The following is a 21099-nucleotide window of genomic DNA, read 5'->3' as shown; positions in this document are numbered from 1 at the left end:
CGGCCTCAGTTCGTTTCGCCGAGGAGCTGGCGGCGCACCGCGTCGATCGCAGTCTGGTTGCGCTCGACACCGATGGCTGCGCGCATGGCACGCAGCATCTGCTCAGCATATTCGCCGCTCCAGGCCTGTGCGACCTGTGCCTTTGCCTGGTCGATGATCGGGTCGTTCTCTTCGAGCTCATCGAGCGTGATCGTCTCGAGCGCAACGACGTACCAGCCCTGGTCACGCGTGCCTTCGAGCTTCTTGGTCGTGCCCTGGGCCATGCCGAACATCAGAGCGACCGGCGCGGGGACATTGCGCCCTTGCAGGCGGGCAAGCTGTTCGCGGCTGTACTCGACGTCCTCGGGAGCGCGGATCGCTGCTTCCTCGGCTGCAACTGCTTCGGCAAGCGTGCGACCCTCCTGGACACGAGCGAGGATGCGGTCCGCTGCGGCTTCCGCCAGTTCGTCACCGCGTGTGCTGCGCCAGGCGGCGATCGCTTCCTCGCGGATTTCCGCGAGCGGAGCTGCTGCCGACGGCGTGATGCGCGCAACTTCGTAAAGGAGGAAGTTCTCGCCTCCGGGCAGAGCACCGATCTCGGTGTCGCCTTCGTTGATCTGGAAAGCGAAATTCAGCACGGGTGCGAGCACGTCCGGTGCCCGCTGGAGAGTGCCGTAGACCTGGCCGGTTGCAGTCAGCGGAGCCGTCGTCTGCAGTTCGAGGTCCAGTTCTTCTGCGATCGCGGTCAGCGAAGCGCCGTCGGACAGGCGGTCCTCGATCGTCACGGCGAGTTCTGCAATGCCGCGCTGGCGATTGCGTTCACGAAGCGTCGCGACGATTTCCTCGCGGGCATCCTCAAGTGTACGGGCCGGTGTCTGGGTTACGCGGTCGACACGCGCGAGGTGCCAGCCGAGCGGGCTGCGGGCAGGTTCTGTCAGCGAACCCTGCGCGGCAGCGAAGTAGGCACTGGCGACAGCGTCGGAGCCCGAAGCCTGTTCGCGGATTTCCTCGCGGGTCGCGCCTTCGATGCTCGTGGTACGGAAATTCGCATCGGCAGCTGCCTGGGCAAAGGTTGCGCCGGCATTGACGCGTGCTGCGATCGCCTCTGCACCTTGTCGCGTCGAGACGATGAGCTGGGTGAAGCTGCGGCTTTCTCTCGCCGCGAATTCCTCGGCATTCGCGTTGAAGTAGGCGGCGATATCTTCTTCCGAAGGCTGGATGCGATCGCCAAGCGCCTCGCTACCGAAGGTGGCGTAGCGAAGGGTCCGACGTTCGGGACGCACGAAGCGTTCGCTATTGTCGTTGTAGAAGGCGGTCAGGACTTCGTCGCTGGGATCGCCGGACGGAGCATAGAGGCTCGCAGGGATCGTGGCGATCGCGCCGCTGCGGCGCTCCTTGAAGGTCTGTGCGTAATTCTCGGCAAGCGATTCGGGCAGCTTCGCACCGTAGATCGCCGGAAGGATGGTCTGGCGGAAATAGAGCGAGGTGCGCAGTTGCTGGCGGAGCCCTGCATCGGTCAGCTGGGCCGACTGAAGGAACTGGGCATAGGCGTTCTGGTCGAACTCGCCGGTCGCTCCGCGCGCGGCCGGGATGTTACGGATCTCGTAATTGACGAGGTTATTGCCAGCCCGGAACCCGTTCTCCTCGCCCCATGCTGTAATCGCATAACGATCGATCAGATCGTCGAGGATCCGCTCGAGACCGCCGTTGGCGAGCAACTCGTTCATCGTAATTTCGGGGTCTTCCTGCCGCGCTTCGCGCAGAGCATCGTTCGCAGCCTGCTGCAGTTCGGCCGTACCGATCTTCTCGTCGCCCACGACAGCAACGCTATCTCCACCGGCTACGCCGCCGAAGGTGCCGGTGCTGGAGACGTCCATGCTGGCAAAGGCAAAAGCGATCAGCCCCAGGAACGCCAGGGTGATGGCGAGACCGATCTTGGATTTGAAGAAATTGCGGAAGAAAGTGAGCATGGCTTGCGGTGCGGCCTTTTCAGTGCTTTGGGGCGCACCACATCCAACGCTGGACACGGTGCATTGCCTTTGGTGCAGCGCGCTTTATCCGCCCTGCGACCTCCCCGCAACAGGTCCCGTCCGGTTTTGGTGCAGAAACAAACATCTCTGGCGAAGACACGCGCAGTCCCTATATAGCGCCTCGCCTGAATCAGAACGCAGCAGGATTATTCTATGGCCGAACGGCCCTACATTGTTGGCAATTGGAAAATGAACGGTACGCGCGCAATGCTTTCGGAAGCGCGTGCGATCGACCGTGCGGCGCAGCGCTACATGAAGGCCGAAGTGGCCGTGGCACCACCGTACACTCTCATTCACGCCGTACATCGCGAAGCCGAACAGATCGGTGTGGGTGCGCAGGATTGCTTCCCAGGCGAAGATGGCGCGCACACGGGCGACATTTCGGCTAACATGCTGGCCGACGCCGGCGCGAAGTTCGTGATCCTCGGTCACAGCGAACGCCGGACCGACCACCGCGAGACGAACAAGCTCATCAATGCCAAGATCGAAAGCGCGCTCGAAGCGGGCCTGCGCATCATCTTGTGCTGCGGTGAAAGCCTTGAGAAGCGAGACGCTGGCGAGGCCGAAGACTTTGTCCTGAAGCAGCTCGCCGCCAGCCTTCCCAAGATCGAGGATGCTGCCGAGCGCCTGACCGTTGCTTATGAACCCATCTGGGCGATCGGCACGGGCCGGACCGCGACCACCAAGGACATCGCGGCAATGCACAAGGCGATCCGCGGTCTGCTCGATGAGACCTATGGCGAAGAGACTTCGGCAGAAGTCCGTATCCTCTATGGCGGTTCGGTAAAGCCCGAGAATGCTCGCGAGATCCTGTCGACGCCTGAAGTCGGCGGTGCCCTGGTGGGCGGGGCCAGCCTGAGCGCCGAAAGTTTCCTCGGTATCGTTGTCGCGGCTTCGGAAAGCGAAGACGCCTGACGCTTGCCGTTTCACACTCGCGCGCCTAGATGCGCGGGGTACAGATTATTCGATAGAGTTGGTCACCAATGTTCCTCTTCCTCACCGTCGTACAGGCAATCGTCGCAGCAGCACTGATTGCCGTTATCCTGATGCAGCGCAGCGAAGGCGGCGGCCTCGGCATCGGCGGTAGCCCGAGCGGTATGCTCAGCGCACGCGGCGCGGCAGACTTCCTGACCCGTTCGACCAAGTGGCTGGCAGTTATCTTCGTGGTGCTGTCGATCGCGCTGGCAGCGATGGCGGTTAACGAGGATGCCGCGACCGTCGAAACCACGCTGGGCGGGGAGGTTGCTCCGGTCCAAGATTTCGATCCGCTTGGCGGGCCGGGCGCTGCTCCCGCAGCACAGCCGGCACCGGCAACTCCGGCAGACGATCCGCTCGCCGAATAAGCCTTCGGGCACCAAAATTCGCATTGCGCTTGTGGATGGCGGGCTTTTTGCGCGCCTTTTCCCTTGCGCCGACTCAACCCCCACGCTTAAGGCCCGACTCCCATGGCGCGGTATATTTTCATCACCGGCGGCGTGGTCTCCTCGCTCGGTAAAGGTCTCATGGCGGCTTCTCTCGCAGCGCTCCTTCAGGCGCGCGGGTACAAGGTCCGCATTCGTAAGTTCGACCCCTATCTGAATGTCGATCCGGGCACGATGAGCCCGTATCAGCATGGTGAGGTCTACGTGACCGACGACGGGGCCGAGACCGATCTCGACCTTGGCCACTACGAACGATTCACCGGGGTGTCCGCTCACCAGGGCGACAACATCACTTCGGGCCGGGTCTACCAGCAGATCATCGCGAAGGAACGCCGCGGCGATTATCTCGGCGCGACCGTGCAGGTCGTCCCGCACGTCACCGACGCGATCAAGGAATTCGCGCTGGCCGGGCAGGACGATCACGATTTCATCCTGTGCGAGATCGGCGGCACTGTCGGCGATATCGAAAGCCTGCCGTTCATGGAGGCGATCCGCCAGCTCAGGAACGAACTGGAGCCGATGCAGTCGCTCAGCGTCCACGTGACGCTGGTGCCCTACATCGCGGCGGCGGGCGAGTTGAAGACCAAGCCGACGCAGCACTCCGTCCGCGAACTCGCAAGCCTCGGCATCAAGCCCGACGTGCTGCTTTGCCGCGCCGAACATCCGATCCCCGATGGCGAGCGCCAGAAGATCGCCAACTTCTGTAACGTGCGCAAGGAAGCGGTCATTCCCGCGCTCGACGCACCTTCGATCTACTCGGTCCCTCTCCAGTACCACGCGGAAGGCCTCGATACCGAAGTGCTGCGCGGATTTGGCATCACCGATGCGCCTGAGCCCGATCTGTCGCGCTGGTACGACGTGGTCGACCGCCACTCGAACCCCGAAGGCGAGGTTACGATCGGCGTGGTCGGCAAGTATGTCGGTCTGCAGGATGCCTACAAGTCGCTGAACGAGGCGCTCGTTCACGGCGGCATGGCGCACCGCGTGAAGGTCAATATCAAGTGGATCGATGCGGAAGTCTTCGAGCAGAGCGATAGCGACATCGCGTCGCAGCTCGAGCCGATGCACGGGATTCTCGTGCCCGGCGGCTTCGGTGAGCGCGGCAGCGAGGGCAAGATCGCCAGCGTACGCTTCGCGCGCGAGCGCAAGGTCCCGTTCCTCGGCATTTGCCTGGGCATGCAGATGGCCTGCATCGAGGGTGCGCGTAACGCCGGCTTCGACAAGGCGAGTTCGACTGAATTCGGTGAAACCAGCGAACCGGTCGTCGGTATCATCACCGAGTGGATGACCGAAGAAGGCCTGCAGAAGCGGGAAGCTGACGGCGATCTCGGCGGCACGATGCGCCTCGGCGCCTATGACGCGAAGCTTGCGGCAAACAGCCACGTCTCGTCGATCTATGGCGGCGCGACCGAGATTTCGGAGCGCCACCGTCATCGCTACGAAGTGAACGACAAGTACATCGAGCCGCTCGAAAAACAGGGGCTGATTTTCTCGGGCATGTCGCCCGATGGCCTGCTTCCTGAAATCGTCGAGCGACCCGACCATCCGTGGTTCGTCGGCGTGCAGTTCCACCCCGAGCTGAAGTCGAAACCCTTTGATCCGCACCCGCTTTTTGCCGGATTCATCGGTGCGGCGCTTGAACAGGCGCGTCTCGTCTAAAAAAAGTTGCAAAAAATGCAGGCGGGTAAACGCTTGTAATCATTAGACCGGCTGTCGCGGGCTTGTAACCACGCGACAGCGTCCTTTGTCGCGCCCCGGGCCGGTCCCTTTATCTTTTGATATATCTGTTGCAGAACGCTGCCGACTCACAGGCGCAAATGCCTTAAGTCATTGCAGTTTTCGCTGCGCCAGCCAGCGGTGGGGCTTGTCTCGAACCCGGTTGTCTTCTGCGACCCGGACGACCGAATTCGGGACTTGGCGGCGCTAGACGTCGCGGGGGCGGTCCTCTTACGAGGCCGCCCCCTTTCGTTTCCAGTCTAAGCTTGGAATTGAGCCGTTATTAGGCGGCCGCGCTGTCGTCCTTGTCGCCGTCGATCACTTCGAGCGGCTTCTGGTCGCCGATAGCAATCTTCTTCGGCTTCATCGCCTCGGGCACTTCGCGCACGAGGTCGATCACCAGCATGCCGTCCTTGAGGTCGGCGTTTTCGACGCGCACGTAGTCGGCAAGGTCGAAGCGGCGTTCGAAGCCGCGGTTCGCGATGCCGACGTGCAGCATTTCGCCATCGACTTCATCGTCGCGCTTGCGGCCCTGGATGGTGAGCAGGTTCTGCTGGGCGGTGATATCGAGGTCCTGTGCGCGGAACCCGGCCACTGCCAGGGTGATGCGATACTGGTCCTCGTCACGGCGTTCGATGTTGAACGGCGGATAGTTGTCACCACCGGCATTGCGAGCCTGACGTTCCATCAGGTCGAAAAGACGGTCGAAACCTACGGTCGAACGGCGATAGGGGGTGGTGTCAAAACGGTTCATCGAAACAAATCCTCCTGTGAGCAATTTGAGTATGTATTGGGAGCCCGTCAGCGGCACTCCCGCATCGCTGCACCATGCAGCGACACAATCAAGATAGGGAAGGGCAAAGGGCTTTCAAGACACCTTGCAACACCCTATTCTCCGGCCAAGCGACCAAGGAATTTTCATGAGCCAGCCTCATATCGACATCTACACCAAGTTCGGCTGCGGTTTCTGCTATCGCGCCAAGGCGCTGCTCGACAAGAAGGGCGCGACCTATGCCGAACACGACATCACCATGGGTGGCCCCAAGCGCGACGAAATGCTCGATCGGGCCCCGGCAGCACGTACGGTCCCGCAGATTTTCATCGGTGACACTCATGTCGGCGGTTCGGACGAACTGGCCGAGCTGGAACGTGCAGGTAAGCTGGACGCGCTCCTCGAGGGCTGAATGCCGCGCATAGCCGTCCTGCAGATGCAATCGGGCATCGATCCCGAGGCGAATTTCGAAACGATCCGCGATGCTGCGCGCGAAGCCGGTGCGGGTGGGGCGCAGGTACTGTTCACTCCCGAGATGTCGCTCCTGCTGGACAGGAACCGGAAACGCGCCGCCCCGCTGGTAAAAGCAGCGGCCCGAGAATTCCCGGACCGTTTGGCGGCCCTTGCAACCGAGGCGGGGATCGATCTTGCGATCGGCTCCATGGCTGTTGCGCATTGCGGAGGGAAATGGGCGAACCGCGCGTACTATTTTAAGCAAGGCGCGAGCGATGCCGCCGCGACCTATGACAAGATGCACATGTTCGACGTGGACCTAGAGAGCGGTGAAAGCTGGCGCGAGTCGAATGCCTATGAACCCGGTGAGGAGGTCGTGGCGGTCGAGGATACGCCTGTCGGCAGGCTCGGACTTTCGATCTGCTACGACATGCGTTTCCCCGCGCTCTTCGAGAAACTGGGCAACCTTCGCTGTGACACGATTGCCGTTCCCGCGGCCTTTACCGTTCCCACGGGGAGGGCCCACTGGCACGTCCTGCTCAGAGCCCGTGCGATCGAGGCCAGCGCATTTCTCGTGGCCGCCGCGCAAGTCGGGACCCATGAGGACGGGCGTGAAACCTATGGCCACAGCCTGGTGATCGACCCCTGGGGAGAGATCATCCTCGACATGGGCGGCGACGGACCTAGCCTTGGTTTTGCAGATATCGACCTTTCGCGCATCGAAGATGTTCGCCGACAGGTTCCAAGCCTTGCGAACCGGCGCGAAATCGCCAAATAGCGCCCGCATGATCGTCTTCGACCTCCACTGCGACAATGGCCACAAGTTCGAGGGCTGGTTCGGCTCGTCCGCCGACTATGAAAACCAGCGCGAACGGGGGCTCGTCGATTGCCCGCAATGCGGCAGCACGACTGTCGGCAAGGCGCCGATGGCACCTGCTGTCGGTGCCAAGGGCAACACGGTCGAAGCGCTACCGGCGGGCAAGGACGCACAGCTTTCCAACGCGCCCATGCCGCCCGAGGTCGAGAAAGCCTTGAGGCAACTCGCCAAGGCACAGGCCAAGGCGCTCGAAAGCAGCACCTGGGTCGGAGACAAGTTTGCCGACGAAGCGCGCTCGCAGCACTATGGCGAGAAGGACGAGGCGCCGATCCATGGCAAGGCCACCCGCAAGGAGGCGGAGGATCTTGCGAATGAAGGTATCTCGGTCGCGCCGATACTTTTCCCGGTCGCCGAGCCCGACGAACTCAACTGATTGTTTCTTTACGGCGAGCCGCTATACGAACGCCCCGGGGCGCCCGTAGCTCAGTCGGATAGAGCACCAGATTCCTAATCTGGGGGCCACAGGTTCGAATCCTGTCGGGCGCACCAATTCCTTCCTACCTGCCGAGTTTCCGCGCCACGCTGCAAAGAAGCGTCAGCACGGCCGACGAAAGTGTCAGCATGATGCAGACGCCTGGCCAGCCGAAGGCGTCGTAAACCGCGGTGCCCAGCAGGCTGCCAAGCCCGCCGCCGACGAACATGATCACGATGTAAACCGTCGTCAGCCGAGTGCGCAGGTCCGGCTCGAGCGAGAGGAAGGTCATTCGCCCGGTCACATCGACTGCAGGTCCGACTAGGTTAACGATGACCAGAGGAATGAGAAGCGTCCAGACAGAGCCGCCCAATGGCCAGAAGAGCGCGATCCCCAAGAGCTGGATGCCCGCAAAGACAACGCGGGCCTTTCGCGGGCCCACCATGTCCGACCACCGCCCGAGGCGCGGAGTGGAGAAGATGCTGACTGCCGCGATCGCAGCCAGGTAGCCGACGACATCGGTCCCGTAGCCCATCTCAGGTGCGGTGAGATAAAGGGCTAGGCCCAGCCACAAGCCGATGAATTGCGCAAAGTTCAGCGCCTGTATCGTGCCTGAGAGCAGGACCTCGCGATGCTGCCCGGCGAGCCGGAAAACCGAGAATACCAGCGGCCAGTACCTCGTATTGCCGGACGTTCGCTCTCCGCTCTCCATCAGGCGGGGAAGGGCCAGCGTAATTGCGACCATCAAGCCGGTCGCAATCCAGTAGACAGTCCGCCATCCGAACTGCTCAGCGATCCATCCGGCTCCTACCCGTGCGAGCAGGATGCCGAAAATGACACCGGCAGTAAGGAGCGCCGTGACCTGGCCCAAGCGCTCGGGCGCGACGCGCTTCGAGGCATAGGCCGGTAGCAGGTATGGTGCGATCGTACAGAAACCGAGGAGCGTTGATCCCGCCGTGAAGGTCACGAAATCCGGCGCGAGGGTCATGATGGCAAGCGAGGCAGTCTGGCCGATTGCGAAAAGCACCGTCAGGCGGCGGTTCGAATAGCGGTCCCCCAGCGGCAGAAGCAGGAGGATACCGACCGCGAGCGCCAGCTGGTTCAGAGCGGGGACGAGGCCGATCCGCGCCTCGCTCACACCGAAATGCGCGGCAACATCGCCGATGATCGGATGGATGTAATAGGCGTTGGCAGTCACGACGGCCGCAGCCACCGCAAGGAGATATTCCTGCGTGCGGCTCAGCCGCGCGGGTTCGCTCACGTCAGGAGACCGGCCTTGCGGGCCATGTCGATGACGCCTTGCGAGAGCCTTTCGGCCTGGTCTTCCTGGCAGAAGTGTCCGCACGGACTGAGCGTCTCGTGATCAAGCCCCTTGGCACCGGCAATACGCTCGATGAGGAACTTCTCGCTTCCCTTGGTGATCGGATCCTCGTCGCCGAAGAGCGTTAGGAATGGCTTGTCGAACGCCGCCAGATTGGGCCACGCCGCCTTGTTGTCCTCAACCCCGGGCATCCCGTCTTCGACCGGCACTAGCGCGGGGAAAGCGCGCGCCGCCGCCTTTGAGGGTTCGTCAGGGAAGGGCGCATCGTAGGCTGCGATCTCTGCTTCGGTGAGCGGTGTTTGGGTCGCCCTGTCGAGTAGCGGTCCGATCTTGAAGTCAGGCGAAGAGCGGGCGAATTCGCGCCATGCAAGGAAGGCGGGGGAGGGCGTTCCCCCGGCAGGCAGGAAGGTGTTGCTTGCTACCACGCAAGCGAAGAGATCGGGATCGTGCGCCACCATGCGCAGGCCGAGCAGGCCGCCCCAATCCTGACAGAACAGCGCCGCGGGTCGCGGCTCGACCTTGGAGCGCCATTGCTTGAGCCAGTCGACGTGGCGCTCGTAGGTGAAGAAGTCGATGTCGTCCGGCTTGTCGCTCTTGCCGAAACCGATGAGGTCGGGTGCGAGCACGCGGAAGCCTGCGTCGACGAGGACGGGGATCATCTTGCGATAGAGAAAAGACCAGCTCGGCTCGCCGTGGAAAAGCAGCACGGGCGGGGCGTCCTTGTCACCTTCGTCGACGTAGTGCTGGTTGGCGGTGAGGCCGTCGCCCAGATCGATCTCGATCCAGTTTTCAGCGAAGGGGTAATCCGGGATATCGGCAAAACGTTCTGCCGGTGTGCGAAGGATTTCCATGCCTTAATCTCCCCGATTGCGCGGGAGCGGCAAGGGACGAACCGATGCCGTACTCCCGTTTCTCTTTGCAACCTTTAGGGCGTCGGCTTGCTGCTGTCACCCAGCTTGCTGACCGGCACCGTCTCCTTGAAGGTATGGGTGACATAGGGGAAAGGAATCTCGATCCCTGCCTCGTCGAGCGCCGACTTGATGCCGCGCACGACCTTGTCCTTGCTCTCCCACCCTGAGCGCGGGGTGGAACCAGCCCACCAGCGGACCAGGAAATCGACCGAGCTCGAATTGAACTCCTGCGCGAAGATATCGATGCCCTTGCTGGCGAGTACGTCGTCGATGCCCTCCACAGCGCGGCGGATGACAGTAGCGGCATGGTCGAGATTGGTGTCGTAGGACACGCCGACCACAACCTCGTGGCGGCGTTGGTCCTCGTCGGTGAAGATCTCGACAGGGTTCTTGAACAGGATCGAGTTGGGAACGACGGTGAGTTCACCCGAGAGTTTGCGGACATGTGTTTCGCGAAGGGTTATGTGCTCGACCTTGCCGGTGATGCCCTCGCACTCGATGATGTCGCCGATGCGCATCTTCTCGCGCAGCATGATCAGGATGCCGGCGAAGAAGTTTTCGAAGATATCCTGGAAAGCGAAGCCGATCGCGACAGCGCCGATGCCGAGCCCTGCCAACAGACTGGCGGGCGTCAAATCCGGCATCACCACGACTGCCGCAACGAACAGTCCGATGATCCATATGGTCAGCCTGACAGCGGTATCGACGAGGTTCTTAAGGCTGGCGCGGATTTCGGTGCGCCCGACGATCATGTCCGAGATCTTCACCGCGAAACGCGCGACGATCCACGTGATGATGACGATGAACAGCGCGATGGCGAGGCTGGGAAGGCTTTCGACGAAGCCTTCGGCCATTTCCTGCAGCTGGGCGCGCAGAGTTTCGATGTAATTCACACGAGGCTCCCTTTGCGGGGCAACGGTGTGCACCGCAACGGGTTCCGAAATCGCAGAAAATCGCGCTTAGCGGCGATTAACCGTGTCCGTGTTCCTTGCGCGCGATCTCGTGCAGCCAGTCGGCGTGGCGGGGGGCTTTCTTCGTCTCGCTCCATTCGTCGAGCATCAGCGGCGCAACGCGCTTGAGCTCGGCATACTGTTCTTCGGTGCCGATGTCGGCCGCGAGTTCGACGCGGTGTCCATTGGGATCAAAGAAGTAGATCGACTTGAAGATGCCGTGATGGGTCGGACCGAGGACGTCGATGCCAAGGCCCTCGATGTGTTCCTTGGCCGCGAGCAGTTCTTCCTCGCTGCCAACGCGGAAGGCGAGGTGCTGGACCCAGGCCGGCGTATTCTCGTCGCGGCCCATGTCCTTCTGGTTGGGCAGTTCGAAGAAGGCGAGAATGTTGCCGTTACCTGCGTCGAGGAAGACGTGCATGTAGGGATCATAGGCGCCGGTCGAGGGAACATGGTCCTCCGCAAATGCGGTGGTGTAATCCATGCCGAGGACCTTGCCGTACCATTCGACGGTCTCTTTCGCGTCCTTGCAGCGATAGGCGGCGTGGTGGACGCCGCCCAGCTTCACGGGATGTTCGGCAACGTCGCTCATTCGGCAGGCTCCTTGTCAGCTACTTCGAGCACGCCGCGCTTGATCTGGTCGCGTTCCATGCTCTCGAAGAGCGCCTTGAAGTTGCCTTCGCCGAAGCCCTCGTCGCCCTTGCGCTGGATGAATTCGAAGAACACCGGTCCGACCTGAGCTTCTGCGAAGATCTGCAGGAGCAGGCGCGGCTGACCGCCTTCGGTCGTGCCGTCGAGGAGGATGCCGCGCATCTGGAGCTCGCCCACCGGCTCGCCGTGACCCGGGAGACGCTCGTCGAGCATTTCGTAATAGGTTTCGGGCGGTGCGGTCATGAAGGGAACGCCCAGGTCCTTGAGATTGTCCCAGCACTGCACGAGATCATCGCAGATAAGCGCGATGTGCTGGATACCTTCGCCGTTGAATTCGCGCAGGAACTCTTCGATCTGGCCCTTGCCGCCTTCGCCTTCTTCATTGAGCGGAATGCGGATCTTGCCGTCGGGTGCGGTCAGCGCCTTCGAGGTGAGGCCGGTATACTCGCCCTTGATGTCGAAGAAGCGGATTTCGCGGAAGTTGAAGAGCGTCTCGTAGTAGTCCGCCCAGTACTTCATGCGGCCGTTGTAGACGTTGTGCGTGAGGTGATCGATGACGTTGAAGCCAGCGCCCTTCGGCCATTTTTCGACGCCGTCGAGATATTCGAAGTCGATGTCGTAGATCGACAGGCCTTCGCCGTCTTCGTCGGCATAGCGGTCGATCAGGTAGACGATCGCACCGCCGATGCCGCGGATGGCGGGAATGCGCAGTTCCATCGGGCCGGTTTCGACAGCGACAGGTTCTGCGCCACGCTCGAGCAGCTCGTCATAGGCCTTCCTTGCGTCACGGACGCGGAAGCCCATGCCGCACGCCGAGGGGCCATGTTCGCGAGCGAAGTACCATGCTGCGCTGCGCGGTTCGTAGTTGAGGATGAGGTTGATGCTGCCCTGGCGCCACAGGTCGACGTCCTTCGAGCGGTGCGTCGCGACCTGCGTGAAGCCCATCGCCTTGAACACGGGTTCGATCACGCCCTTCTCGGGTGCGCAGAATTCTACGAATTCGAAGCCGTCGAGGCCGATGGGGTTTTCGAAAAGGTCGGGCATGGAATTCCTCTGTCCGCTAGATAGTTTCAATGGAAACCAAATAGGCGGCGAGCGCCTGTCTGTCAACAAACCAACCTAGTGAATGCGTTGGGGGTTCCGCTTTTGTCCTTGCGCCCAAAGGTTAACTGTGATTCTGTGCGTTTTATGAGGCGGCAGGGCAGACTCGATCTCGGACGTAAACGGAAGACGACGCAGAATGCGGCGCTTGCGGTCCTGCTCGTGCTTGGCGGCCTCGCGATTGCCGGTCCTTCGGGTCTTCTTGCATGGAGCGAGAACCTGCGTCTTCTCGACCAGCGTGAAGCCCAGCTCGAAGCGCTCCAGAAGGAACGGGCTGCGCTAGAAAACAAGGTCCAGCTGCTGCATCCCGATCACGCCGACCCCGATATGGTCGGTGAATTGCTGCGCAGCCAGCTCAATGTCGTCCACCCGGACGAAGTCGTGATCAAGCTCGACGACTGAAGGTCTCCGGTCAGCCGGAACCCCTCATTTCCGTAAGGTTTTCGTATGCAGACGCTGCGCCCCGTTGCGCTGCCTGCGAGGCTGTGCCTATAGGCGCGGGCAGAGAGAATTCCCCGATAGGAAAAGGGACAAGCATTTTGGCCAAGGCCCCCAAGAACAAGACCCCCCGAAGCCCCGCGGAAAACCCGGACTTCGCGCTCCATTCGCTTCAGGAAGAGTTCGAGAAGAACAAGCGCTTCGATGCGTCGAAGGAGCAGATGCAGGACTTTTACGAGCAGATGCTGCTCATCCGCCGTTTCGAAGAGCGCGCCGGACAGCTTTACGGCCTCGGCCTGATCGGGGGTTTCTGCCACCTCTACATCGGACAGGAAGCGGTCGCAGTAGGCCTGCAATCCGCGCTGACCGAGAAGCTCGACAGCGTGATCACCGGCTATCGCGACCATGGCCACATGCTCGCCTACGGCATCGATCCCAAGGTCATCATGGCCGAGCTCACGGGCCGCGAAGCCGGTATCTCGAAGGGCAAGGGCGGGTCGATGCACATGTTCTCGACCGAGCATAAGTTCTACGGCGGCCACGGTATCGTCGGCGCGCAGGTCGCGCTTGGTGGCGGTCTGGCGCTCGCCCACCAGTACAACGAAGACGGCGGCCTGTGCCTTGCCTATTTCGGTGACGGCGCAGCCAACCAGGGCCAGGTCTACGAGACCTTCAACATGGCCGCCCTCTGGAAGCTTCCGATCGTCTTCGTGATCGAGAACAACCAGTATGCCATGGGTACGGCGGTCAGCCGTTCCTCGGCAGAAACCGAATTCTACCGTCGCGGGACCGCGTTCCGCATCCCGGGCATGAAGGTCAACGGAATGGACGTGCTCGAAGTGCGCCAGGCTGCCGAGATCGCCTTCAAGCACGTGCGTGAGGGCAGGGGCCCTGTTCTCATGGAATGCGAGACCTATCGCTATCGCGGACACTCGATGTCCGACCCGGCGAAGTACCGCACCCGCGAGGAAGTGCAGGACATGCGCGAGCATCGCGACCCGATCGAAGGATTGAAGAAGACCCTGATCGAACAGGGCAGCAGCGAGGACGATTTGAAAGCCATCGACAAGGACATCCGCAAGGTGGTGAGCGAGGCCGCAGACTTCGCCGAAAACTCGCCCGAGCCGGATCCGAGCGAACTCTACACCGATGTCCTGGTGGAGGAGTACTGAGCCATGGCTATCGAACTCAAGATGCCCGCGCTGTCGCCCACCATGGAGGAGGGCACACTCGCCAAGTGGCTCAAGCAGGAAGGTGACGAGATCGTCGCCGGTGACATCATTGCCGAGATCGAGACCGACAAGGCGACGATGGAATTCGAAGCTGTCGACGAAGGCACGCTCGGCAAGATCCTCGTGGCCGAAGGCACGGAAAACGTGAAGGTCGGTACCGTTATCGCGATGCTGGCGGGCGAGGGCGAGGATGTCTCTGCCGCTGCCGAAGCCGCTCCGGTCGAAGACGTACCGGGTGAGGGCAAGGACGTGGGCCGTCCCGAAAGCTCGGGCGAGGGCAGCGAAGCGGAAATCGCCAAACCGGCCAAGAAAACGGGTGTGAAGGATCCCGAGATTCCGCATGGCACCAACATGCAGACCATTACCGTCCGCGAGGCACTGCGCGACGGCATGGCCGAGGAAATGCGCCGCGACGAGCGCGTCTTCGTGATGGGCGAGGAAGTCGCCCAGTACCAGGGTGCTTACAAGGTCACTCAGGGGCTGCTCGACGAGTTCGGCCCCAAGCGCGTGATCGATACGCCGATCACCGAGTACGGTTTTGCCGGCATCGGCACGGGCGCGGCAATGGGCGGCCTACGCCCGATCGTCGAGTTCATGACCTTCAACTTCGCCATGCAGGCGATCGACCACATCATCAACTCGGCCGCCAAGACCAACTACATGTCGGGCGGCCAGATGCGCTGTCCGGTCGTGTTCCGCGGTCCCAATGCAGCCGCAAGCCGCGTCGGCGCGCAGCACAGCCAGAACTACGGTCCTTGGTACGCGAGCGTCCCCGGCCTGATCGTGATCGCGCCCTATGACGCGTCGGATGCCAAGGGCTTGATGAAGGCAGCGATCCGCTGCGAAGACCCTGTCGTCTTCCTCGAGAACGAGCTCGTCTACGGCCGCAGCTTCGAACTTCCCGAGCTCGACGACCACGTGCTCCCGATCGGCAAGGCCCGCATCATGCGCGAAGGTTCGGACGTTACGATCGTCGCCTATTCGATCGCGGTCGGTCTTGCGCTCGAAGCAGCCGAGGAGCTGGCGGGCGAGGGCATCGATGCCGAAGTGATCGACCTGCGCACGCTGCGCCCGCTCGACAAGGAGACGGTGCTCGAAAGCCTCAAGAAGACCAATCGCATGGTCATCGCAGAAGAAGGCTGGCCGACCTGCTCGATCGCGTCGGAAATCGTCGCGATCTGCATGGAGGAAGGCTTCGACCACCTCGATGCGCCGGTCACCCGCGTTTGCGACGAGGACGTGCCGCTGCCTTATGCAGCGAACCTCGAGAAGCTTGCGCTGATTGACACTCCGAAAATCGTGAAGGCCGTCAAGAGCGTCTGTTACCGCGACTAAATCGAAGAAAGCCGGGCCCGGGATGACGGGTCCGGCTTTCTTTTTGGCATTGGCCGGGTTGTCGGCCTATGCAAGCAGCTGTCAGTTGGTGTGGCCGTAACAGTTGCCCGCTTCGGCGCAATCGCCTTCGACGGGATCGGTCGTTTCGCCATCACCACCGCCAGTTCCATCGTCGATGCCGCCTTCGCCGAACCCGGTGCCGTCGTCGACTGTACCGTCGAGTTCTGATCCGTCTTCGCTGTTGTCGACCTCATCGATCAGGAAGATTGGGCGGGTGAACGACACGTCGAACTTGTCTACCCCAAGGAACGATACAACGGACATGACCTCGTAAGTCGTGGTCAACGTAAGTTCGGTCGCACCCTCGATCCGCTGTGTCGTAGCGGTTTCGACGTCGATCGTGAATTTTGTGGGGTCCAAGCCATGGCTGCCGGCTCGCGCCCTACCATCATCCTCGATCTGCGTATGCGTGAGCTCATTGCTGATCTGGTATTCTACCAGCGTGTAACGCGATGTCTCGGCCGACAGATTGCGCAGCGAATTGTACGTCATCATGCTCATTCCGGCCTGGAGCACGCCGAGGAAACTCCCGAAAATCACCGGGAGGAGAAGGGCGAATTCGACGACCGTTGCGCCGCTCTCGTCGTTGCGAAGGCGTTTCATCATAGCCGTTATCCCACTTGTACCATGCGGACGAAATTGAACCGGAGCGGTTTGGCTCCGGAGATGGTGGACCAAGCCGAAGTGTAGTCCTCGACGATCTCGATACGGATGAAGCGTGCGTAGGGACCGGTGCCGCAGAGATCCGAGTCCGCGACGTAATCGGCGTCCGTGCCGCAACGATAGCTTTCCGTGATGGATACATGATCGGTGTCCAGACCGGTCGAGGTTTGCAGAACCTCTTTCACTGCCTGTCGGGCCGAAGCATCGGTGGGCGCTGCGGCAAGTGCAATTTGCGAGGCTTCCGCCATGGCATTCTGGAGCTCGACCTGGCGCGCGAGCATCGTGCCGTAGTCGATCCCGCCAAGTGCCATGAGAAGCAGGACGGGGACCACGATTGCGGTTTCGATAACGACTGCGCCGTCTTCTTCCTTGCGGAAGCGGTTCTTAATCGCCTTGATCATGCCACTAGCCTCACAGAAATGGTGGTGCCGCCGATTTCGAACGAGGTGACATTCGTCGGCAGGCAAAGGCTCTGAATCGTGTTGTTACCGGTCAACTCGATCGTGCCGGCCGCAAGCATCATGCAGCTTCCGCCGACGGACGAGTTGCCGTTAAACTGGGCATGCCGGTTCGGCATGTAGAGAATGCCGTCGAATACCACGTTGGCTCCGCCGTTGATCGCGATGTCCGCTGTGGATTCCGGATCGTAGACGATCATGCCGTTCATAACTTCGGCATCTTCCGCAGACACGGAATACTCGTTCACGAGCTGGTCGTAGGTAATGCCGGTAAAGTTGACGATCGACTGGGAATTCAGCTTCATCCGCTCGGTGCCTTCGCCGGTGAAGACGAAAAGCACGTTGTTGCCCTGCACTATGTGGTTCTGACCGAAATCGAGAACCCCGGTGATGACATAGACGCCCGGGTTGAAAGTGGTGTCACAACCGATCGTGATGTCCCCATAGGTACCCGGGAGCAAGCCATTCGCGGTGCCCGAAGTCGCAGTGGAGGTCCCGCTGTCGGGAACCACGTTCGAATAGAGCTTGGTTACGACCTCTTGGCGATACTCGTAGATATAGGCGTTCTTCTTGGCGGTGGAGGGCCAATTCTGGCCGGTGTAGACTTCACCGGTATCACTTACCGTCTCGTTGTAGCCCTCGGCCGGAGTATAGCTGAGGTCCTGGGCCAATGCCCTGACGGTCGTATCCGAATTGGTGTTCGACCCGCTCCCCGTATAGGTCACGACGGTTTTCGCGCTGCTCTGGTTTGAACCCTGGTAATAGGTGTAGGTAATCACCGTACGCGTTGCGACATCAGCAGTGGAGTCGCCGGCCACGATCGGCGTCGTCGTGGTCGTCGGACAAGAGTATGTTCGCGCATAGGGCGAATCCGGCGGCGTTACTCCATCGAAAGGATCGCTCAGGTTACTGATGAACTCGTGGATCGTGCCGTTTACGGCCAGGTCCTCATCGATACCGCCTGCGGCAATGAGGTCGGCCACGTCGATCAGCGTCGAACCATTCTTGCGGATTGCAGACACGGAGTTGGACAATGCGCCCACACCGCAGGTCACGTCACCGGTAAGCGACCCCCCGATGACGAAGGCATCGTCAGCGTCCGGATCGAGTGCGAGCAGGCAAGTGGTATAGTTGGTCGCCGCCTGATAGCTGGCCTGCGCCCTGACATTCACAGTCGCCTGGTTCTTCCAGAAAATCGAAGTGAAAGGCAGTGCCTTGGTGTAGGTAGCCGTGGCGACAACGGTATTTCCCGTGCCTCCATTCCAGTCTTCATACCCGATGGTCGGGTCGGCTACCTGGCCCTTGAGGTAGGACAGGTTCGAATTGAACTCGAGCTTCGAGAGCGCGACGTAGTTGTCCCTCTGCTCCGGTTCGGCACTGGCCCAGGCACCGGCCAGCGCAGCCTGGTCGGTCGCGAATTGCAGTTCGCGCTTCCACACGTACCACTGCGCCACGTCGATCGCCATTCCCGAGCTGCCGATGAGGATAGGCATCCCCAATGCAGTCAGCAGCATCGCGTTACCGCTGGTATCGCCTTTGAGCCGACGCATCAGCTTGTTCAGTCGCTTAAGTGCCATAGTGCCCCCGAGCAGGATTCATTGCAGCTTCCGCAATTAAGGCGGAAATCCTGCGGCAACATGGAGGGGAACAGTTAACTTCCGGTTTCCTTGGAGAATTAACAGGCGTTCTGCTTGACAGGGCGGGCTGCCTGATCGGATGCGGGAAAGCATGGATAACGCCGCTAACGAGCAATTGGGCGATTGGGAGAGTTTGGTGGTGGGCAATGCCCGCCCCGGATTGCGCGATCCGCTGCGCGACCTGTTGCTTGTCGACCGGTTGCTTGCCCGCATAGTCCTGACTGCGAACGAACCTGCACTTGCGCAGATACGGCTTGCATGGTGGCGCGAAGAACTGACCCGTGAGCGGGAGGGGTTGGGGGCACCGCCCGACCCGCTGCTTGCATCCTTGCTGGAGAGCTGGCCCTCCGAGCGCAAGGTCCTGGCATCTTTGGCGGACGGTTGGGAAACGCTGCTCCCCGAGGACGAGGACAGCGCCTTCGAGGCTGGTGGGCTTGCTGGGGCGAGGGGCGAGGCATTTGCGGCGCTGGCGACCATAAGCGGATCTGCCGATGCTGCTTCCGATGCAGCCCGTCACGGCCAAGCCTGGGCGCATGCCGAGCTGGTTCTCATTGGTGGAAGTAAAGAGAGCGCGCTCTTGAGCGAGGGATTGCGCGTCGCCGAAGAATTGCCGCGTTTGCCGGCAGGGCTTCGCCCGCTGGCCATGATCGGCGGGCTGTCACGCCGTTCTCTCAAGCGTGGCGGCAAGCCGCTTTTCGGTGACCGCCTCAGTCCCTTTGCTGCATTAAGGCTTGGAATTTTCGGTACTTAGACCTAGGCAGGCACCCTGCAAGAGGGGAACTTGCCGATGAGCCGCATAGTCCTTGGGTGCATCCTGACACTGGTTGCCGCAGGCATCGGCCTGTTCTGGTGGCAGGGCCCGGCGGAAGTCGAGGCTGCTGCTCCTCCGCCGTCGCTGATCTCGCTGGCAGGCGAAGCACCTGATCCCGAAAACCTCCCCACGGTCGATCCCGGTGACCTCGAAGGCCCGGCGCCGCCCGAGGCGAGCGAGCTGACCAAGGAACAGCGCCGCTTCTTCCGCTACGACCGAAACCGTGACTGGCGGATCACGCGCAGCGAGATGCTCTCGACGCGAAGCGATGCCTTCCGCAAGCTCGACAAGGACGGCAACAACCTCCTCACCTTCGAGGAATGGGCGGTGACGACGGTCGAGAAATTCGAGGGCGCGGATGCCAATGGCGACCGCGAACTGTCGCCCGGTGAATTTGCGACCACGAAGCCCAAGCGGACTAGGACCAGGCGCTGCAATTGCTGATCAGGCGGGCACCGCCTCGAGCGTATCGAGCCATTCCCCGAATTCCTGTTTTGCGCGCGAGGTATAAGCTTCCTTGCGCTGCTTCTTCTTCACATCGTGAAGCGGCGGGAAAAGGCCGAAATTGACGTTCATGGGCTGGAAGGTGTCCGCTTCTGCATCGCCCGTGATGTGCGATAGCAGCGCACCGAATGCCGTGGTGCGCGGCGGAGGCGTCCAGTCGCGCCCGGCCAGCTCGCTCGCTGCCATCATGCCTGCCATCAGGCCGACGGCGGAACTCTCGACATAGCCCTCGCAGCCGGTGATCTGCCCGGCGAAACGGATGTGTTCGCCACCGCGGAGGCGCAGCTGGCGGTCGAGCACCAGCGGCGAGTTGATGAAGGTGTTGCGGTGGAGCCCGCCGAGACGCGCGAACTCGGCGTTCTCGAGGCCCGGGATCGTACGGAAAAGCTCGACCTGCGCGCCATACTTCAGCTTCGTCTGGAAGCCGACCATGTTCCACAGTGTGCCCAGCTTGTTGTCCTGCCTCAGCTGGACGACCGCATAGGGCCAGCGGCCCTGCGGGTGTTCTTCGGTGGTGTCATAGGGGTTGTCGAGGCCGACGCCTTTCATCGGGCCATAGCGCAAGGTCTCGACGCCGCGCGAGGCCATTACCTCGATCGGCATGCAGCCGTCGAAGTAGGGGGTGTCGGCTTCCCACTCGCGGAATTCGGTTTTTTCGCCGTCTATCAATCCCTGGTGGAAGGCGAGATACTGCTCCTTGGTCATCGGGCAGTTGATGTAGTCGCCATCCTCGTTCGAGGCCTCGGTGCGCTTGTTCCAACGGCTCTGGATCCAGCATTTCGACATGTCGATGCTGTCGCGGTGCACGATCGGCGCGATTGCGTCGAAAAATGCGAGGCGATCCTGGCCGGTCGCGCTGACAATGCTCTCGGCAAGCGACTGCGCGGTCAGCGGGCCGGTGGCGACGATCGCCGGGCCGTCCGAGGGGAGGGCATCGACCCGCTCGCGCACGACCGTGACATTGGGATGTTCCTCGAGGGTCCGCTGGACTTCGGCCGAGAAAACGTCGCGATCCACCGCCATGGCGGAACCGGCCGGAACGCGTGCCTTTTCGCCGGCGCGCATCACGATGCTGTCGAGGCGGCGCATTTCGTGATGGAGGAGGCCGACGGCGTTCTTGTCGCTGTCATCGGAGCGGAAGCTGTTCGAGCAGACGAGTTCCGCCAGGCCGTCGGTCTGGTGAGCAGGGGTCGTCTCGCCGCTGCCACGCATTTCCGAGAGGCGCACCTTGAACCCTCGCCGCGCAAGCTGCCACGCTGCCTCGCTTCCGGCGAGGCCGCCGCCGATGATCTGGATGTCGTGTGTCATTGCGAGGGCCATCTAGTCGTGTGCGTGGCGGCTTGCAACGCTGCGGCAATTGCGCGATG

22 protein-coding genes and 1 tRNA gene are annotated in these 21099 nt (G+C 61.7%); 12 read left to right on the top strand and 11 right to left on the bottom strand.

Features of this window, described 5'->3' with window-relative positions; translation table 11 throughout:
- Positions 1-5 precede the first annotated feature (5 nt).
- Complete coding sequence (locus K3163_RS08035) at positions 6-1949, bottom strand: peptidylprolyl isomerase (protein ID WP_221553742.1); 1944 nt, start codon at positions 1947-1949, stop codon at positions 6-8.
- A gap of 213 nt (positions 1950-2162) precedes the next feature.
- Between K3163_RS08035 and tpiA the strand changes: the two genes are divergently transcribed.
- From tpiA to pyrG, 3 genes are all read left to right on the top strand, one after another.
- Positions 2163-2924 carry a triose-phosphate isomerase gene (gene tpiA / locus K3163_RS08030; protein WP_221428400.1) on the top strand — a complete coding sequence of 254 codons (762 nt, stop codon included), beginning with the start codon at positions 2163-2165 and terminating at the stop codon, positions 2922-2924.
- A gap of 68 nt (positions 2925-2992) precedes the next feature.
- Positions 2993-3352: a preprotein translocase subunit SecG gene (secG, locus tag K3163_RS08025; protein ID WP_221428401.1), complete on the top strand. Its 360-nt coding sequence runs from the start codon at positions 2993-2995 to the stop codon at positions 3350-3352.
- A 102-nt stretch (positions 3353-3454) separates the two neighbouring features.
- Positions 3455-5089, top strand: a complete 1635-nt coding sequence (pyrG, locus tag K3163_RS08020; protein ID WP_221428402.1) for a CTP synthase — start codon at positions 3455-3457, stop codon at positions 5087-5089.
- A 340-nt stretch (positions 5090-5429) separates the two neighbouring features.
- Here pyrG and K3163_RS08015 read toward each other — a convergent pair whose 3' ends face one another.
- The gene (locus K3163_RS08015; RefSeq protein ID WP_221428403.1) at positions 5430-5900 is read right to left on the bottom strand and encodes an Hsp20 family protein; all 471 of its coding nucleotides are present in this window, start codon (positions 5898-5900) and stop codon (positions 5430-5432) included.
- Positions 5901-6066: 166 nt separating this feature from the next.
- On the opposite strand from K3163_RS08015, the gene grxC reads away from it, so the two are divergent.
- The 4 genes from grxC to K3163_RS07995 all read left to right on the top strand — a co-directional run bounded on the left by grxC (position 6067) and on the right by K3163_RS07995 (position 7737).
- On the top strand, positions 6067-6330 hold the full coding sequence (gene grxC / locus K3163_RS08010) for a glutaredoxin 3 (protein WP_221428404.1): 264 nt from the start codon (positions 6067-6069) through the stop codon (positions 6328-6330).
- Positions 6331-7149, top strand: a complete 819-nt coding sequence (locus tag K3163_RS08005) for a carbon-nitrogen hydrolase family protein (protein WP_221553741.1) — start codon at positions 6331-6333, stop codon at positions 7147-7149.
- Between the two features lie 7 nt (positions 7150-7156).
- On the top strand, positions 7157-7621 hold the full coding sequence (locus tag K3163_RS08000; protein WP_221553740.1) for a DUF1178 family protein: 465 nt from the start codon (positions 7157-7159) through the stop codon (positions 7619-7621).
- A 39-nt stretch (positions 7622-7660) separates the two neighbouring features.
- Positions 7661-7737, top strand: a tRNA-Arg gene (locus K3163_RS07995).
- Between the two features lie 8 nt (positions 7738-7745).
- Here the strand turns inward: K3163_RS07995 and K3163_RS07990 are convergent.
- The 5 genes from K3163_RS07990 to hppD form a co-directional block, all read right to left on the bottom strand.
- A complete protein-coding gene (locus K3163_RS07990; protein WP_221553739.1) occupies positions 7746-8921 on the bottom strand; it encodes an MFS transporter in 1176 nt (391 codons plus the stop codon).
- Positions 8918-9832 carry a haloalkane dehalogenase gene (locus tag K3163_RS07985; protein WP_221553738.1) on the bottom strand — a complete coding sequence of 305 codons (915 nt, stop codon included), beginning with the start codon at positions 9830-9832 and terminating at the stop codon, positions 8918-8920. The genes K3163_RS07990 and K3163_RS07985 overlap by 4 nt, the downstream gene beginning before the upstream one ends.
- A 74-nt stretch (positions 9833-9906) precedes the next feature.
- Positions 9907-10785 carry a mechanosensitive ion channel family protein gene (locus K3163_RS07980; RefSeq protein ID WP_345719715.1) on the bottom strand — a complete coding sequence of 293 codons (879 nt, stop codon included), beginning with the start codon at positions 10783-10785 and terminating at the stop codon, positions 9907-9909.
- Positions 10786-10861: 76 nt separating this feature from the next.
- A complete protein-coding gene (locus K3163_RS07975) occupies positions 10862-11434 on the bottom strand; it encodes a VOC family protein (RefSeq protein ID WP_221428410.1) in 573 nt (190 codons plus the stop codon).
- A complete protein-coding gene (hppD, locus tag K3163_RS07970; RefSeq protein ID WP_221553737.1) occupies positions 11431-12537 on the bottom strand; it encodes a 4-hydroxyphenylpyruvate dioxygenase in 1107 nt (368 codons plus the stop codon). The genes K3163_RS07975 and hppD overlap by 4 nt, the downstream gene beginning before the upstream one ends.
- A gap of 144 nt (positions 12538-12681) precedes the next feature.
- Here hppD and K3163_RS07965 point away from each other — a divergent pair, with 144 nt between their 5' ends.
- From K3163_RS07965 to K3163_RS07955, 3 genes are all read left to right on the top strand, one after another.
- On the top strand, positions 12682-12996 hold the full coding sequence (locus tag K3163_RS07965) for an FtsB family cell division protein (protein WP_221553736.1): 315 nt from the start codon (positions 12682-12684) through the stop codon (positions 12994-12996).
- Between the two features lie 137 nt (positions 12997-13133).
- Positions 13134-14204, top strand: a complete 1071-nt coding sequence (gene pdhA / locus K3163_RS07960; RefSeq protein ID WP_221428413.1) for a pyruvate dehydrogenase (acetyl-transferring) E1 component subunit alpha — start codon at positions 13134-13136, stop codon at positions 14202-14204.
- Between the two features lie 3 nt (positions 14205-14207).
- Positions 14208-15599 (top strand): pyruvate dehydrogenase complex E1 component subunit beta, encoded by a 1392-nt coding sequence (locus K3163_RS07955; protein WP_221553735.1) that lies wholly within the window; start codon positions 14208-14210, stop codon positions 15597-15599.
- Between the two features lie 81 nt (positions 15600-15680).
- On the opposite strand, the gene K3163_RS07950 is transcribed toward K3163_RS07955, so the two are convergent.
- From K3163_RS07950 to K3163_RS07940, 3 genes are read right to left on the bottom strand one after another with little or no spacing between them, the layout of a single operon-like run.
- Positions 15681-16265 carry a TadE/TadG family type IV pilus assembly protein gene (locus tag K3163_RS07950; protein WP_221553734.1) on the bottom strand — a complete coding sequence of 195 codons (585 nt, stop codon included), beginning with the start codon at positions 16263-16265 and terminating at the stop codon, positions 15681-15683.
- 5 nt (positions 16266-16270) lie between these two features.
- Positions 16271-16723, bottom strand: a complete 453-nt coding sequence (locus K3163_RS07945) for a TadE/TadG family type IV pilus assembly protein (RefSeq protein WP_221428416.1) — start codon at positions 16721-16723, stop codon at positions 16271-16273.
- A complete protein-coding gene (locus K3163_RS07940; protein ID WP_221553733.1) occupies positions 16720-18357 on the bottom strand; it encodes a TadE/TadG family type IV pilus assembly protein in 1638 nt (545 codons plus the stop codon). The genes K3163_RS07945 and K3163_RS07940 overlap by 4 nt, the downstream gene beginning before the upstream one ends.
- Positions 18358-18508: 151 nt before the next feature.
- Here K3163_RS07940 and K3163_RS07935 point away from each other — a divergent pair, with 151 nt between their 5' ends.
- Together K3163_RS07935 and K3163_RS07930 are read left to right on the top strand one after the other, a co-directional pair.
- Positions 18509-19168: a hypothetical protein gene (locus K3163_RS07935; protein WP_221553732.1), complete on the top strand. Its 660-nt coding sequence runs from the start codon at positions 18509-18511 to the stop codon at positions 19166-19168.
- 36 nt (positions 19169-19204) lie between these two features.
- On the top strand, positions 19205-19672 hold the full coding sequence (locus K3163_RS07930) for an EF-hand domain-containing protein (RefSeq protein ID WP_221553731.1): 468 nt from the start codon (positions 19205-19207) through the stop codon (positions 19670-19672).
- Here the strand turns inward: K3163_RS07930 and trmFO are convergent, their stop codons facing one another.
- The gene (gene trmFO / locus K3163_RS07925) at positions 19673-21040 is read right to left on the bottom strand and encodes a methylenetetrahydrofolate--tRNA-(uracil(54)-C(5))-methyltransferase (FADH(2)-oxidizing) TrmFO (RefSeq protein WP_221429399.1); all 1368 of its coding nucleotides are present in this window, start codon (positions 21038-21040) and stop codon (positions 19673-19675) included. It lies immediately after the preceding gene.
- Between the last annotated feature and the right edge of the window lie 59 nt (positions 21041-21099).

Origin of the sequence: Qipengyuania xiapuensis, from assembly GCF_019711395.1 — a bacterium.
Taxonomy (GTDB): Bacteria; Pseudomonadota; Alphaproteobacteria; order Sphingomonadales; family Sphingomonadaceae; genus Qipengyuania; species Qipengyuania xiapuensis.
This window is presented reverse-complemented; position numbering and strand designations above follow the sequence as displayed.

Bases quoted from the DNA above. Each gene is read 5' to 3' on its own strand.
- trmFO (WP_221429399.1), bottom strand. From the start codon at position 21,040: ATGACACACGACATCCAGATCATCGGCGGCGGCCTCGCCGGAAGCGAG.
- K3163_RS08005 (WP_221553741.1), top strand. From the start codon at position 6,331: ATGCCGCGCATAGCCGTCCTGCAGATGCAATCGGGCATCGATCCCGAG.
- K3163_RS07965 (WP_221553736.1), top strand. From the start codon at position 12,682: ATGAGGCGGCAGGGCAGACTCGATCTCGGACGTAAACGGAAGACGACG.
- K3163_RS07935 (WP_221553732.1), top strand. From the start codon at position 18,509: ATGGATAACGCCGCTAACGAGCAATTGGGCGATTGGGAGAGTTTGGTG.
- K3163_RS08000 (WP_221553740.1), top strand. From the start codon at position 7,157: ATGATCGTCTTCGACCTCCACTGCGACAATGGCCACAAGTTCGAGGGC.
- tpiA (WP_221428400.1), top strand. From the start codon at position 2,163: ATGGCCGAACGGCCCTACATTGTTGGCAATTGGAAAATGAACGGTACG.
- K3163_RS08015 (WP_221428403.1), bottom strand. From the start codon at position 5,900: ATGAACCGTTTTGACACCACCCCCTATCGCCGTTCGACCGTAGGTTTC.
- secG (WP_221428401.1), top strand. From the start codon at position 2,993: ATGTTCCTCTTCCTCACCGTCGTACAGGCAATCGTCGCAGCAGCACTG.
- hppD (WP_221553737.1), bottom strand. From the start codon at position 12,537: ATGCCCGACCTTTTCGAAAACCCCATCGGCCTCGACGGCTTCGAATTC.
- K3163_RS07930 (WP_221553731.1), top strand. From the start codon at position 19,205: ATGAGCCGCATAGTCCTTGGGTGCATCCTGACACTGGTTGCCGCAGGC.
- K3163_RS08035 (WP_221553742.1), bottom strand. From the start codon at position 1,949: ATGCTCACTTTCTTCCGCAATTTCTTCAAATCCAAGATCGGTCTCGCC.
- K3163_RS07975 (WP_221428410.1), bottom strand. From the start codon at position 11,434: ATGAGCGACGTTGCCGAACATCCCGTGAAGCTGGGCGGCGTCCACCAC.
- K3163_RS07985 (WP_221553738.1), bottom strand. From the start codon at position 9,832: ATGGAAATCCTTCGCACACCGGCAGAACGTTTTGCCGATATCCCGGAT.
- grxC (WP_221428404.1), top strand. From the start codon at position 6,067: ATGAGCCAGCCTCATATCGACATCTACACCAAGTTCGGCTGCGGTTTC.
- pyrG (WP_221428402.1), top strand. From the start codon at position 3,455: ATGGCGCGGTATATTTTCATCACCGGCGGCGTGGTCTCCTCGCTCGGT.
- K3163_RS07950 (WP_221553734.1), bottom strand. From the start codon at position 16,265: ATGATGAAACGCCTTCGCAACGACGAGAGCGGCGCAACGGTCGTCGAA.
- K3163_RS07945 (WP_221428416.1), bottom strand. From the start codon at position 16,723: ATGATCAAGGCGATTAAGAACCGCTTCCGCAAGGAAGAAGACGGCGCA.
- K3163_RS07955 (WP_221553735.1), top strand. From the start codon at position 14,208: ATGGCTATCGAACTCAAGATGCCCGCGCTGTCGCCCACCATGGAGGAG.
- K3163_RS07940 (WP_221553733.1), bottom strand. From the start codon at position 18,357: ATGGCACTTAAGCGACTGAACAAGCTGATGCGTCGGCTCAAAGGCGAT.